This is a genomic window from Mycobacterium sp. IDUB_36, from assembly GCF_055419225.1.
Map to the genome: position 1 here is coordinate 2716302 of NZ_JBVAXH010000001.1, position 13952 is coordinate 2730253.

A 13952-nucleotide genomic window follows, 5' to 3' on the forward strand; every position below is an offset into this window, starting at 1 on the left:
TGACGACCTTGAAGCGCGGCGCCGAGCCGTCACAGTCGGTTGGGCGACACTGAGCCTGGAAGTCTATTTTCGGATCGAAGGAGGACGGCGTGCATCGGCTTCGCATTCTTGCTGCGACGACGATGCTGGCTGCCGCCTCGTTGACGGGCTGCGGGGTGGGGGTCGTCCGAACCGATGTGGTGATCGTCAACGCGGGTGAACCGCAGAATCCGCTGATTCCCACCAACACCAACGACAGCAACGGCGGCCGGATCGTCGACCGGCTGTTCGCCGGGCTGATGTCGTATGACGCCAAGGGCGCACCGGCCCTGGAAGTCGCCGAGTCGATCGAGACCGACGACAACGTCAACTACCGGATCAGGCTGAAGCCGGGCTGGACCTTCAGCGACGGCTCACCGGTCACCGCGCACTCTTTTGTCGATGCCTGGAATTACGGTGCACTGGCCGCCAATGCTCAACTGCAGCAGAGCTTTTTTGCTCCGATCGCCGGTTTCGACGAGGTGGCGGCCGCGAAGCCGAGCGCGACAGCGATGTCGGGGCTTCGGGTCGTCAACGACGGCGAGTTCACCGTGCGGCTGAAGAATCCGACCATCGATTTCACTCTGCGGCTTGGCTTTTCGCCGTTTTACCCGCTGCCCGACTCGGCGTGGAAGGATATCGCCGCATTCGGCCAGCATCCGGTCGGCAACGGTCCGTACCGGCTGGCGGACCAACCCGACCTTCCGGCGTGGCAGCACAACGTCAAGCTCGACATGGTCGTCAACCCCAGCTATCACGGCAACCGGACGCCGCAGAACAAAGGTCTGCGGTTCGTCTTCTACGCCAACCTGGACACCGCCTACGCCGACCTGCTGGCGAGCAATCTCGATGTGCTGGACACCATTCCGCCCAGCGTGCTGACGGTGTACCGGCGCGACCTCGGCGACCGCGCGGTGACCGCGCCGGCGGCGGCCAATCAGACCCTGGACACCCCGCTGCGTCTGCCGCATTTCTCCGGCGAAGAGGGCCGTCTGCGCCGCCTGGCACTTGCAGCGGCGGTGAACCGGGATCAGATCTGCCGCAAAATCTTTTCCGGCGCGCGTACACCCGCCCGCGAATTCACCGCCAGCTCGCTGCCGGGCTACGACTCCGGTATCGACGGCACCCGGGCGCTCGACTTCGATCCCGCGCGTGCCCGAAGGCTGTGGGCGCAGGCCGACGCCATCTCGACATGGACTGGTCGATACGCGATCGCCTACAACGCCGACGGATCGCATCAGGAGTGGATCGACGCGGTGGCCAACAGCATCAAGAACACCCTGAAGATCGACGCCGTCGGCGCCCCGCAGCCGACCTTCGCCGCCTTCCGGACGCAGATAACAACCCGCACGATCGGCACCGCGTTCCGGGCCGGCTGGCAGGGTGACTTCCCGTCGATGCTGGAATTCCTTGAGCCGTTGTTCGTCACCCACGCCGGCGCCAACGACGTCGGCTACTCCAACCCGCAGTTCGACGCAGCCGTCGCCGCCGCGGAGGCCGCGCCCGACCTGCCGCAATCGTCGACGTTGGCCAATACCGCGCAGCGGATTCTGTTGCAGGACATGCCAGTTGTGCCGCTGTGGTACACCGTCGCGGTAGCAGGGCGCTCTGCAGCGGTCAGCCACGTGGCGCTGACCTGGAACGGGCTACCCGACTACGAACGCATCGTGAAGACCTGACGTGGGGTGGTACATCGCGCGACGTCTCGCGGCCATGATCCCGGTCTTTCTGGGCGCGACGCTGCTGATCTACGGCATGGTGTTCCTGCTCCCCGGGGATCCGATCGCGGCACTGGGCGGTGACCGGCCGCTGAGTCCGGCGGTGGCCGCCCAATTGCGGGCGCAATATCACCTCGACGACCCGTTCTGGTTGCAGTACCTGCGCTATCTCGGCGGGGTTCTGCACGGCGACCTGGGCCACGCCTATTCCGGTCTGCCGGTCACTTCCGTTCTGGCGCAGGCATTTCCGGTAACTGTCAGGCTGGCGCTGATCGCGCTGGCGGTGGAGGCGTTGTTCGGCATCGGTTTCGGCGTGATTGCGGGATTGCGCCAGGGAGGAGCGTTTGACTCCGGTGTGCTGATCGTCAGCCTGATCATCATCGCGGTCCCGATCTTCGTGCTCGGCTTCGTGGCGCAATTCGTCTTCGGGGTGCGGCTGGGTTTGGCCGCGGTGACGGTGGGCGACCAGCCGACGTTCGCCAGGCTGCTGCTACCCGGAATCGTGCTCGGCGCAGTGTCATTCGCCTACGTGGTGCGGCTGACCCGGTCTGCGGTCGCCGAGAATGCACACGCCGACTATGTGCGAACAGCGACCGCGAAAGGCTTGTCGCGGCCGCGGGTGGTCGCCGTGCACATCCTGCGCAACTCGCTGATCCCGGTGGTGACTTTTCTCGGCGCCGACCTCGGAGCGTTGATGGGCGGAGCGATCGTCACCGAAGGCATCTTCAACATCCACGGTGTCGGCGGCGTGCTCTACCAGGCTGTCACCCGCCAGGAAGCGCCGACCGTGGTGTCGATCGTGACGGTGCTGGTGGTGGTCTACCTCGTCACGAACCTGGCCGTGGACCTGTTGTACGCAGCGCTGGACCCCAGGATCCGCTATGACTGAAACGCAGGCGGGCGTTGGCTTTTGGCGAGACACCTGGCGCACGCTGGGGCGTCGTCCGCAGTTCGTCGTCAGCGCGGTGCTGATCGGGGTGATCGTCCTCGCCGCGGTATGGCCATCGTTGTTCACAGCGGCCGACCCCGACTTCGCCAATCCAGAACTGAGTCTGCTGTCGCCGTCGGCCGCACACTGGTTCGGTACCGACCTGCAGGGCCACGACATATACGCCCGCACCATCTACGGAGCGCGGGCGTCCATCACGGTCGGCCTCGGCGCCACCCTCGTCGTCTTCGTCATCGGAGGAGCGTTGGGTGCGCTGGCCGGCTTTTACGGCGGCTGGCTCGATGCGATCTTGTCGCGCATCGCCGATGTGTTCTTCGCGATCCCGCTGCTGCTGGCAGCCATTGTGCTGATGCAGGTCATGCATCACCGGACGGTGTGGACGGTGATCGCGATCCTCGCGTTGTTCGGCTGGCCGCAGATCGCGCGGATCACCCGCGGCGCCGTTCTGGAAGTCCGCGGCAGCGATTACGTGCTGGCCGCAAAGGCGCTGGGAATGAGCAGGTTCGGCATCCTGCTTCGCCATGTTCTGCCCAATGCGATCGGCCCGGTGATCGCGATGTCCACCATTGCGCTTGGACTGTTCATCGTCACCGAGGCCACGCTGTCCTACCTCGGTGTCGGCCTGCCGCCGTCGGTGGTGTCGTGGGGCGGCGATATCAATGTCGACCAGATTCGTCTGCGTGCCGGATCACCGATCCTGTTCTACCCCGCTGGGGCGCTGGCGATCACGGTGCTGGCCTTCATGATCATGGGCGACGCATTGCGTGCCGCACTGGATCCCGCGTCACGGGCGCGACGTCCGTGAGCGCGCCGACGACGATGCAGAGCGCAGCGATGAGGAGGAGTGGCGCTGATGGCTGAGCCACTTCTGAGTGTCAGCGGACTCGAGGTGCGCTTCGGCGGAGGTGAACCGGTGGTCTGCGGCGTCGATCTCGCGGTTCGCGCCGGGCAGACCGTGGCGATCGTCGGCGAGTCAGGGTCCGGCAAGTCCACCACCGCAGCGGCGATCCTCGGCCTGCTTCCGTCCGGTGGGCGAATCACGGCCGGCCACATCGAGTTCGACGGCATCGACCTCACCGCCGCGAGCCGACGGCAGCTCCAGGCGGTGCGGGGTAGTGGAATCGGGTACGTGCCGCAGGACCCGATGACCAACCTGAACCCGGTGTGGCGGGTCGGGTTTCAGGTACGAGAGGCGCTGCGCGCGAACAATTTCAAGCGCAGCAGTATCGAACTGCTGGCCGACGCCGGTCTGCCCGAGCCGGACGTGCGGGCCCGGCAGTACCCGCACCAGCTGTCCGGCGGGATGTCTCAACGTGCGCTGATCGCGATCGGTTTGGCCGGCGGCCCCCGCCTGCTGATCGCCGACGAGCCGACCTCTGCGCTGGACGTCACCGTGCAACGCCGCGTGCTGGACCACCTGCAGGCGCTGGCCGCTGATCTGGGTACCGCGGTATTGCTGATCACCCACGACCTGGCACTGGCCGCCGAACGAGCCGAACAGCTCATCGTGATGAGCCAAGGCCGGATCGTGGAACATGGAGCGGCACAGGCGATTTTGAGCGAGCCGCAGCACCCCTACGCTCAACGACTGGTGGCAGCGGCTCCGTCATTGCGTCAGCCGCCCGCTCGAAAACCGCCGACCGAATCGCCGGACATCCTCGTCGCGACCGGCCTGACCAAGATCTACCGGTCCTCGCACGGCGCACCGTGGCGCAAGACCGAGGTGCGTGCCGTCGACGACGTGTCGTTCCGGCTGCGTCGCGGAACCACCCTGGCGGTTGCCGGCGAATCCGGATCCGGGAAATCCACCCTGGCCCGCATGGTGCTCCGTCTACTCGAACCCAGCTCGGGCACAGTCACTTTCGACGGGCAACCGACAGCTCCGCTCAGCCGCCAGGACACCCGCGCCTTTCGTCGCAAGATCCAGCCGGTGTTCCAGAATCCCTACGGCAGCCTGGATCCGATGTACTCGGTGTCGCAGATCATCGAGGAGCCGTTGCGAATCCACCGTATCGGTGACCGTCGTCGACGTGAGCGAACCCTCCGCGAGCTCGCCGAACAGGTCGCGCTGTCGCCGTCGCTGCTCGACCGCCGTCCGCGAGAATTGTCCGGAGGTCAGCGCCAGCGGGTGGCGATCGCGCGGGCGCTGGCGCTGCAACCGGACGTCGTGGTCTGCGACGAGGCCGTGTCCGCTCTCGACGTCGTCGTGCAGGCACAGATCCTGGACCTACTTGCCGAGCTGCAAGCCGAATTGGGCCTGAGCTATCTGTTCATCAGTCACGACCTGGCGGTGATCCGACAGATCGCCGATGAGGTGATGGTGATGCGGGCCGGCCGGGTGGTCGAGCACGCGGCCACCGAAGAAGTGTTCAGCCGGCCGCAGCACGACTACACCCGGCAGCTACTGGCCGCGATACCCGCGGCGGGCCCTGGCTACGCTGAGAACTCGTGAGTCCCGATCCGCTTGCTCCGCTGATGGAGCTGCCCGGTGTCGCCGCAGCCAGCGACCAGGCGCGTGAAGCGCTCGGCCGCGCTCATCGGCACCGCGCCAACTTGCGGCGTTGGCCGGTGACCGCCGCCGAGGCCGCGCTGCGGTCGGCGCGGGCGTCGGCGGTGCTCGACGGCGGTGGCCACAAGCTCGATGACCAGATCGACGCGTCAGCGATCGGCGACCCGGTCTTCGCCGGCGCGCTGCGCGTCGCGCAAGCTTTGGACGGCGGCGAGACTAACCTGGTCGGAGTGTGGCAGCGCGCGCCGCTGCAGGCACTGGCCCGGTTGCACATGCTGGCGGCGGCGGACCGGGTCGACGAAAGTCAGCTCGGCAGACCGCGTTCCGAACCCGACGTCGCACCTCGACTGGAACTGCTCGCCCACATCGTGTCGGGGGGTAGCAAGGCGCCTGCCCCGGTGATTGCCGCCGTTGCGCACGGTGAGTTGCTCACCTTGGCTCCATTCGGCACCGCGGACGGCGTGGTGGCGCGCGCAGTGTCGCGGTTGGTCACCATCGCCACCGGTCTCGACCCGCATGGGCTGGGTGTGCCCGAGGTGGGTTGGATGCGCCGCGCTGCCGATTACCGGGAGGCGACGGCTGGTTTCGCGGCCGGCACACCCAAAGGGATGGCTGCCTGGCTGGTGCTGTGTTGCCGCGCGATGCGCACCGGCGCGCAGGAGGCGTTGACGATTGCTGAAACGCTGTCAGAGCAGGGCGGCAGCGGGCACTCGACGCAATAAAGCGGGCGGCGTACCGAAGGGTTTCGGCTCACCGCCCGCTAGCACGGATCTCGGTTACCATGCGTGCACCTGTGGGTTGCGTGGGATGGCCTCGGCGATCTTGCGAAGCTTCCGGTTGCGGTCCCACCCAAAGGGCCGTCGACACCGTCCACTTGTCGCAATTACGCAGGCCCGCAACACTTCTGCCATTATCGCGGCTATGACTCCGCGTGGGTGCCGGGAACCGTGCTCGGTTGCCCCGTTCGGGAGATCGGCCCTTCTCTTCCGAGTCGACCTTGGCCTCACCGGACTTCCGTAGATCCTTTGTACTCCGTGACCTCGGTCACATCAAGGGTCAATTGTCATGAAATCGCCAAAGCGATGCCGAGCCGTGACATCGGAAGTTTGCTGGACGGCGCTAAAACGACAGCCGGCGCAGCAGCGAGTACGTCAGGGCGCCCGCAGCCAGGGCGCTGATCCCGACCGCGGCGGTGGTGGCGACCGCCGCTCCCGACGGGGCGGGGATGCGGTCGCGCAGCGACACCGGGCGGGAAAATTCCAGGACCGGCCAGTCGCGGGCGTTGGCCTCCCGCCGCAGCGCACGGTCGGGATTGACCACGCTCGGATGCCCGACCACCTCGAGCATCGGCATGTCAGTGATCGAGTCGGAGTAGGCGTAGCAGTGCTCCAGCGGGTAACCCTCGCGCGCAGCCAGCTCGCGAATCGCCTGTACCTTGCCTTCTCCGAAGCAGTAGAACCCGATCTCGCCGGTGTACTTTCCGTCCTCGACGACCATCCGGGTGGCCATCGCGTGGGTGGCACCCAACGCGCGCGCGATCGGGGCGACCAGTTCCTCGCCGGATGCCGACACCACCACCACGTCGCGGCCGCACAGTTTGTGGCTGGCGATCAGGTCGGCCGCCTCGGCAAACACCAACGGGGTCACGATGTCGTGCAAGGTTTCGTTGACGATCGTCTTGATCTGCTCGACGTCCCACCCGGTGCACATGTTGGTCAGGTGAATGCGCATCCGGTCCATCTGGTCGTGGTCGGCGCCCGAGAGCAGGAACAGGAATTGGGCGTAACTCGACTTCAGGACGGCGCGCCGGTTGATCAGTCCCTGCGCGAAGAAGGGTTTGCTGAACGCCAGCGTGCTGGACTTGGCGATGATGGTCTTGTCCAAATCGAAAAACGCCGCCGTGCGTGGCGTGGGACCGCTGGGCGTCGGCGATGTTTGCTGGTCAGCGGCCGAGTCGGAGACGGTCACCGATCCAGCATAGGACGGCGCGGCCGCAAATCGGCGTGCTGTCGACAAAAGCACCGGTCAAGCCTGGTCCAGATACGTGTGGTACCAGCGATACGTTTGGTTCAGCTACTTAAAGGTCATACTTATCCGTAGCAAGCAACCCTTGCGCTGCGTAACACTGTCATGTGTATAGTAAGCATCACTCGGCTTAGCCGAGGGTGTATCAGCCCGACCCCCCGGGGCTGATTCACGACGACCCTCGCCTCCTCCCCCCCTGGCGGGGGTCGTCCCTTTTGTCGGGCAATTCTTCGCTAGACACCTTCTGGCAACCTTTTTCACAGCCTTTCAGCTGTCCACATCCTTTCGCTGACGTGACTGGTGCGCTTGGCCCGCCCACGGCACGGTGGGCCGATGCCGAACAACGAGGCGCGCGGGATTCTGGCGGTCCTTACCGACCCCGCTCTCCGCGACGAGCTCGACCGGGTGGCCGCGGCCGTCGGAATACGAGTCGTGCACGCCGCCAGCGCATTACCGGTGAGCCGGAAGGTGTGGTCGGCCGCAGTCGCCGTCGTGCTCGACGAGTCGGCGGCATCGGGCAGTGTGCTGGCCGGTTTGCCGCGGCGCAGCCACGTGATCGTGGCCAGCGGGGACGACCCACCGCCGTCGACGTGGGCGGCCGCCATCGAGGTGGGTGCTCGTCAGGTGCTGAGATTGCCTGTGCAAGAACAAGATCTTGTTCGCGAGCTCGCTGACGCAGCGGAATCGTTTCGCGACACCGGGATTCGTGGCGCGGTGCTGGCAGTGATGGGGGGTTGTGGCGGCGCGGGCGCCTCGCTGTTCGCGGTTGCCCTGGCGCGGACGGCAACCGAGGCGATGCTGGTCGACCTGGATCCATGGGCCGGCGGTATCGACCTACTGGTCGGCGCCGAGACCACAGCCGGTGTGCGCTGGCCGGATCTGGCCCTGCAGGGCGGCAGGCTGACGTGGTCGGCGGTGCGCGAAGCCCTGCCGCGGCACCGCGGCCTGAGCATTCTCTCCGGCACCCGCAGGGGCTACGAAATACACTGTCGCGCAGTGCAAGCCGTGCTCGATGCCGGTCGACGCGGCGGAGTGACGGTAATCTGCGATCTTCCGCGCCGAATGACCGACGCTGTCGAAACTGCCGTGGACACAGCCGATCTTGTCGTACTGGTCAGCCCCTGCGACGTCCGGGCTTGCGCGGCGACCGCGACGCTGGCCCCGGTGCTCGCCGCGATCAACCCCAACATGGGCCTGGTGGTACGGGGCCCGTCGCCGGGCGGCCTGCGGGCCGACGAGGTGGCCGCGATCGCCGACGTACCGTTGCTGGCCGCCATGAAGCCGCATCCCGGTTTGGCCGAGCAACTGGAGCGCGGCGGCCTGGCGGTCGGTAAGCGTTCGCAGTTGGCCGCGGCCGCCCGCCGCGTGCTCGCTGTGCTGCCGAACCATCCGGCCGCCCAGATCGGTGGCCGAGCGGCGTGAGCGGTTCGCTGATCGATCGGGTACGCGAACGCCTGACGGCCGAATCCGCGCCGCTGCGCGCCGGCGTGGTGGCCGACGCGATCAGGGCCGAGTCCGGCGGAGTGCTCGGTGACACCGAACTGCTGAGCAGTCTGCGAATACTGCAGACCGAGCTCACCGGCGCGGGAATCTTGGAACCGTTGCTCTGCGTCGAAGGTGTGACCGACGTATTGGTCACCAGTCCCGACGCTGTCTGGCTGGATGACGGGAAAGGACTGCGGCGCAGCGACATCCGTTTCGCCGACGAAGCCGCGGTGCGACGCCTGGCGCAGCGGCTGGCGCTGGCGGCCGGCCGACGTCTCGACGACGCCCAACCGTGGGTGGACGGCCAGCTGACCGGGATCGGCCCCGGTGACGTTGCCGTTCGACTGCACGCCGTGCTGCCGCCGGTCGCGGCCGCCGGCACCTGCCTGTCGCTGCGGGTCCTGCGACCGGCAACACAGGATCTCCCCGCGTTGATCGCCGCGGGTGCCATCGCGCCCGAGGCCGCGGCGTTGCTCGATCAGATCATCGCGGCGCGGTTGGCGTTCCTGGTGTCCGGCGGGACCGGGGCGGGGAAGACGACCCTCCTTTCGGCGATGCTGAACGCGGTCGCGGACGACGAGCGGATCGTCTGCGTCGAGGACGCCGCCGAGCTGGCACCGCCGCACCCGCATCTGGTACGGCTCGTCGCACGGTGCGCCAACGTCGAAGGCATCGGCGAAATCACTGTGCGCCAACTCGTTCGCCAAGCGCTGCGGATGCGACCGGATCGCATCGTGGTCGGCGAGGTGAGGGGGGCCGAGGTCGTCGATCTGCTCGCTGCGCTGAACACCGGTCACGACGGCGGCGCGGGCACCGTGCATGCGAACAAACCCGCCGAGGTCCCGGCCCGTCTGGAGGCACTGGGTGCTCTCGGCGGCCTGGATTGTGCTGCGCTGCACAGCCAGCTCGCCGCGGCGGTACAGGTGCTGCTGCACGTCGCCCGTGATCATGCCGGGCGACGACGGCTCGACGAGATCGCCATGCTGCGCCGCACCGACCAACGGGTGCAAGCCCTCACTGTGTGGCACGCCGACCGTGGGCTCACCGACGAGATCGTGACTTTCCGTGCACTGCTGGACAATCGGATGCCGAGGTGATCGCATCCGCTGCGCTCGCGCTGGCCGCCGCGGTGCTGGTGCTGCCGTCCTCTTCCCGGCCGCGGCTGACCCGAATCAATCGCGACCACAAGGTCGTGGCGCCGCGAGTGGCCGTATTTGCGGCAGTGTGCACCGGCGCCATGGGTGCTGTAATACTGCCGCCGACAACGCTTGTCGCGGTGGCGGTGGTTGCCGGGACGCTGTCACTGCGCCATCGGCGACGACGGCGACGTGGTCGAGGGGCCGACGAGAGCCGGGCGCTGGAGACGGCGATCGACGTGTTGGTCGGTGAGCTTCGAGTTGGTGCGCATCCGGCGGCCGCCTTCGCCGTGGCGGCCGGTGAGACGGCCGGGCCGGTCGCCGATGCCTGCCGCGCGGTCGCAGCGCGGGCCCGGCTGGGGGCCGACGTTGCCGCGGGTCTGCACGGCGTCGCCGAAACATCTGTGCTGCAGGATTCCTGGGATCGGCTCGCGGTGTGCTGGCAGCTTGCCACCGATCAAGGCCTGGCGATGTCGGTGTTGATGCGCGCAGCCCAATGCGATATCGCTGAGCGACAACGATTCTCGAGCCAAGTCAACTCGGCGATGGCAGGAGCGCGTGCGACCGCCACCATCCTTGCAGGCCTGCCGCTGCTGGCGGTGTTGATGGGCCAGATGATCGGCGCGAATCCCCTGGCGTTCCTGTTCGGCGGTCGGCTCGGTGGATGGCTCTTGATCGTCGGGCTGACGCTGGTCTGTACCGGGCTGCTGTGGGCGGACCGCATCACCGACAGCGCGGGCGCATGATCGACGGGGTTCGGTGCGGATGAATCTTACTGCAGCAATACTTTTGGCCGGAGCGCTACTCAGCGGCGTCGGCCCGTCGATCGTGCGATCGCGTGCTACGGCACCGCGTCGTACCCCACCCGTGCAGTCCGGTAAGAGACGCGGACCGGATCCGTTGGCCGTCGCGTCGAGCCTGGATGTGCTCGCGGTCTGCTTGGCCGCGGGGATGGCGGTGTCGACGGCCGCGGCGGCGTCGGCGCGATCCGCCCCACCGACTCTGGCTCAGATTCTGCGCCGGGCAGCCGACCTGCTCGCACTGGGCGCCGATCCCAACATCGCCTGGTCGGCGCCGCCCGGGCTCGCCACCAGCGAGCTTGACCCTCAGATCGACGCGTTGTTGCGACTGGCCCGGCGGTCCTCGGCCTCGGGTCAGGCGCTGGCCGAGGCGGTATCCGGGCTTGCCGCGCAGTGCCGGCAGGACGCCACGCACGCGGCCGCCGCAACGGCCGAGCGAGCGGGCGTGCTGATCGCCGGACCGCTCGGCTTGTGCTTCCTGCCGGCATTCGTCTGCCTCGGCATCGTCCCCGTCGTCGCGGGTCTGGCGGGAGGATTTCTGGAGTCGGGCTTGCTGTGAATGTCAGATAACGAAAGAAGGAAAGATGCAATCAGTCAACGTGTTTCACGCATGTGCGACTCGCCTGAAGCTGCTGGCGGTGGACGAGGCCGGGATGTCGACGGTCGAATACGCCATCGGCACCATCGCGGCGGCGGCCTTCGCGGCCATTCTCTACTCGGTGGTCACCGGCGACTCGATCGTCTCGGCGCTGACCAACATCATCGCCCGCGCGCTGAACACCAAGGCCTAGCCGACGACACCGGTGCGGCCACTGTGGAGGCGGCATTCGGGGTGGCCACCCTGGTCACGGTGCTCATGCTGTGTCTGGCCGGTCTCACGGCGGTGTCAATGCAGATCCGCTGCATCGACGCGGCACGCGAGGCGGCCCGGTTGGCGGCTCGGGGGGATGAGCGCTCGGCGATCGGCGCCGCTCGCGGAGTCGCACCCGCGGGCGCGGCCGTGGATGTGCATCGCGATGGGGACTACATCGTCGCCAAGGTCACAGCGCGATCGAATCTGCTTCTGGCGCTGCATATCACCGCGAGTGCGGCTGCGGCGGTCGAGCCTGGGTGACGAGCGGGGCGCGGTCACCGTCGTCGCGGCGGCGATGGTCGTCGTCTTGTTGGTCGTCACCGCAGGAGGCGCCTACCTGGGCGCCGCCGTGGTCGCGCGGCACCGGGCGCAGGCCGCCGCCGACCTGGCCGCGCTGGCCGCCGCCGCCCAGCTGCCCGGTGGAGCTGAGTCGGCGTGTGGACGGGGCAGTGCGCTGGCCCGCACCATGGACGCCGACGTCGCTGACTGCGTTGTCGACGAGCTCGATGTCGTGATCACTGTCGAGGTGAGGGTCGCGGGCGGTCGCTGGGGCAATGCGCGAGCTGCCGCTCGCGCCGGTCCGGTCTGATCCGCCCGGCGCGATGAGTTCTGCCTCCGGGTGCAGTCTGATCGGCATGGGCACACTCACCTATGGCTTCAACGTCTCGGTGGACGGGTACATCGCCGACGCACACGGCAGCATCGACTGGTCAGAGCCGAGCGAGGAACTGCACCAGTACTGGAACGACTTCGAACGAGAGACGGCCCTGTCGATCTACGGACGACGGCTCTACGAACTGATGTCCGCGTACTGGCCGACCGCCGACGAGACCCCGGACGCCACCCCGCTGATCGTCGACTTTGCGCACATCTGGCGCGACATGCCCAAAGTCGTGTTCTCGCGCACCCTGGAGTCCGTCGACTGGAACTCCCGCCTGGAACGCGGCGACCCGGTCGAGGTGGTCACGAGGCTGAAAGCCGAAACCGACGGCTCGCTGGAGGTGGCCGGCGCGACGCTGGCCGCACCGATCGTGCGGGCCGGACTGGTAGATGAGTACCGAATCGTGGTCACGCCCACGATCGTGGGCGGCGGCACACCGTTCTTCCCGACCCTGCCGTCGTGGATCTCGCTCCGCTTGGTGGAGAACCGCACCTTCCCGGGCGGCACAGTCCTGCTGCGCTACGCGGCGAAACACGACTGACCGTCTTCCGGTCAGTCCGGCAGCCCCGCCTCGGCGAGTTCGGCGTCGGTCGGCAGCCGCACCGAGACCAGACCGGCAAAGGCGTCCTGGTCGAGCTCCACCCGGTTGACCGTGACGTGGATCGGCGCCCAGCCGCCGTCGTGAGCCGGCAAGCGCAGCACCGCAGATGCCGCACCGTCGGCGAACTCGGTGCGCATCGCGGCTCTCTTCGCCTCGTCGTCGGGATGTATCCGCGGGCTGTCGGCGGCGATGCGGCGCCAGTCGTAGAACGGGCACGGGGCGTCGAGCCACTTCAGCAGCGTCCAGCTGTGCGGGTCGAATAATGCGCGATGCACCCCGGGCTCAGCCAGCCCCCGCAGGATCTGCTCGGCAAGCCGGTCTGACGGCGTCGGCCGGTCGGCCGGTTCGGCGCGCCAGTTCAAGCCGCGCGCGACCATGTGCTCGCGGCCGTCCCCGCCCTCTTCGACCCCGTTGCGCACCACGAAGCTCACCCGAATGGCGTTGCCCTGCCAGTCCCGGCCGTCCCAGGTGTCGCACATCGTGTGACCGGGTTCGAACCGGACTGCCGCCGCAAGTGCCCGTCCTTCGTTGGGCTTGAGCTCACCCGATGGCCAGCACTCCGCGAACGCCCGCTCCTCGGGGCCGTCCATCTCGACCTGCCGGCCCATGTTGGCCAGCGACTCGGCGGTATCGGTGGCAACGCCGAGGGTCGCGTCCCACTTCAGCGGACCCGGAATGGGCCGCTCGGGAGGCTCCTGTTCGGGCGGGCCGCTCCAGACATGCACGCCGTGGACACGGCCGTCAGACATCAACACCGGTTCGGTCCGGATCACCCGGGCTTTCTTCGGCGTGATGCTGACCAGACCCTTGCTGGTTTGGACCGACTCCGCGATCGCGGACTGGATGGCCGCGCGGCCGGCGGTGCGCTTCAAAAACGCGGCAATGGGAACCAGGTCCTGCAGTTGACGGCCCACGGCCACCACGGCCGGTTCGGTGCCCAACGTCTCCACCAGCAGCCAGTCGTCGGTCATAACTCACGAGCTTAGCCGCGAAAATGCGATTCCCGTTGCGTCACACTCGAATCCGGGTACCGATCACTGTGATCAACCTGTGCGTAGCCTGATGCGCGGGTGCTGAACTTGCACAGGTCGAAGGCCGACGGTATTTTCTGCTGCGCCCATCGCAGGCTGTTTCGATGTTCTGCGGCGCGGACGCACGTTTCTTCAGCAGTGCGGAAAGCGTTTTCACCGTCGCCGC

15 protein-coding genes are annotated in these 13952 nt (G+C 67.5%); 13 read left to right on the plus strand and 2 right to left on the minus strand.

What is annotated here, in order from left to right; genetic code table 11:
- Positions 1-122: 122 nt before the first annotated feature.
- The 5 genes from ACZYW1_RS13410 to ACZYW1_RS13430 are packed head-to-tail and all read left to right on the plus strand — an operon-like array spanning position 123 to position 5916.
- The gene (locus tag ACZYW1_RS13410) at positions 123-1697 is read left to right on the plus strand and encodes a peptide ABC transporter substrate-binding protein (RefSeq protein ID WP_463787821.1); all 1575 of its coding nucleotides are present in this window, start codon (positions 123-125) and stop codon (positions 1695-1697) included.
- Between the two features lies 1 nt (position 1698).
- Positions 1699-2625: an ABC transporter permease gene (locus tag ACZYW1_RS13415; protein ID WP_463786455.1), complete on the plus strand. Its 927-nt coding sequence runs from the start codon at positions 1699-1701 to the stop codon at positions 2623-2625.
- On the plus strand, positions 2618-3490 hold the full coding sequence (locus ACZYW1_RS13420; protein WP_463786457.1) for an ABC transporter permease: 873 nt from the start codon (positions 2618-2620) through the stop codon (positions 3488-3490). The genes ACZYW1_RS13415 and ACZYW1_RS13420 overlap by 8 nt, the downstream gene beginning before the upstream one ends.
- A gap of 48 nt (positions 3491-3538) precedes the next feature.
- On the plus strand, positions 3539-5137 hold the full coding sequence (locus tag ACZYW1_RS13425) for a dipeptide ABC transporter ATP-binding protein (protein WP_463786458.1): 1599 nt from the start codon (positions 3539-3541) through the stop codon (positions 5135-5137).
- A complete protein-coding gene (locus tag ACZYW1_RS13430; RefSeq protein ID WP_463786459.1) occupies positions 5134-5916 on the plus strand; it encodes an oxidoreductase in 783 nt (260 codons plus the stop codon). The genes ACZYW1_RS13425 and ACZYW1_RS13430 overlap by 4 nt, the downstream gene beginning before the upstream one ends.
- A gap of 397 nt (positions 5917-6313) precedes the next feature.
- On the opposite strand, the gene ACZYW1_RS13435 is transcribed toward ACZYW1_RS13430, so the two are convergent.
- On the minus strand, positions 6314-7162 hold the full coding sequence (locus ACZYW1_RS13435) for an HAD-IB family hydrolase (RefSeq protein WP_463786461.1): 849 nt from the start codon (positions 7160-7162) through the stop codon (positions 6314-6316).
- 390 nt (positions 7163-7552) lie between these two features.
- Here ACZYW1_RS13435 and ssd point away from each other — a divergent pair, with 390 nt between their 5' ends.
- The 8 genes from ssd to ACZYW1_RS13475 are packed head-to-tail and all read left to right on the plus strand — an operon-like array spanning position 7553 to position 12695.
- Entirely contained in the window at positions 7553-8641 is a 1089-nt protein-coding gene (ssd, locus tag ACZYW1_RS13440) for a septum site-determining protein Ssd (protein WP_463786462.1), read from the plus strand.
- Positions 8638-9801: a TadA family conjugal transfer-associated ATPase gene (locus ACZYW1_RS13445; protein WP_463786463.1), complete on the plus strand. Its 1164-nt coding sequence runs from the start codon at positions 8638-8640 to the stop codon at positions 9799-9801. The genes ssd and ACZYW1_RS13445 overlap by 4 nt, the downstream gene beginning before the upstream one ends.
- Positions 9801-10586, plus strand: a complete 786-nt coding sequence (locus ACZYW1_RS13450; RefSeq protein WP_463787822.1) for a type II secretion system F family protein — start codon at positions 9801-9803, stop codon at positions 10584-10586. The genes ACZYW1_RS13445 and ACZYW1_RS13450 overlap by 1 nt, the downstream gene beginning before the upstream one ends.
- A 19-nt stretch (positions 10587-10605) precedes the next feature.
- Positions 10606-11199, plus strand: a complete 594-nt coding sequence (locus tag ACZYW1_RS13455; RefSeq protein ID WP_463786465.1) for a type II secretion system F family protein — start codon at positions 10606-10608, stop codon at positions 11197-11199.
- Between the two features lie 25 nt (positions 11200-11224).
- Positions 11225-11431: a DUF4244 domain-containing protein gene (locus tag ACZYW1_RS13460; RefSeq protein WP_463786466.1), complete on the plus strand. Its 207-nt coding sequence runs from the start codon at positions 11225-11227 to the stop codon at positions 11429-11431.
- 23 nt (positions 11432-11454) lie between these two features.
- Positions 11455-11754, plus strand: coding sequence for a TadE family type IV pilus minor pilin (locus ACZYW1_RS13465; RefSeq protein ID WP_463786468.1), 300 nt, complete (start codon positions 11455-11457; stop codon positions 11752-11754).
- On the plus strand, positions 11726-12082 hold the full coding sequence (locus ACZYW1_RS13470) for an Rv3654c family TadE-like protein (protein ID WP_463786469.1): 357 nt from the start codon (positions 11726-11728) through the stop codon (positions 12080-12082). Before ACZYW1_RS13465 ends, ACZYW1_RS13470 begins: the two co-directional genes overlap by 29 nt.
- 46 nt (positions 12083-12128) lie before the next feature.
- On the plus strand, positions 12129-12695 hold the full coding sequence (locus ACZYW1_RS13475; protein ID WP_463786471.1) for a dihydrofolate reductase family protein: 567 nt from the start codon (positions 12129-12131) through the stop codon (positions 12693-12695).
- Between the two features lie 11 nt (positions 12696-12706).
- Here the strand turns inward: ACZYW1_RS13475 and ACZYW1_RS13480 are convergent, their stop codons facing one another.
- Positions 12707-13726 carry a PAS domain-containing protein gene (locus tag ACZYW1_RS13480; RefSeq protein ID WP_463786474.1) on the minus strand — a complete coding sequence of 340 codons (1020 nt, stop codon included), beginning with the start codon at positions 13724-13726 and terminating at the stop codon, positions 12707-12709.
- Positions 13727-13952: the final 226 nt, after the last annotated feature.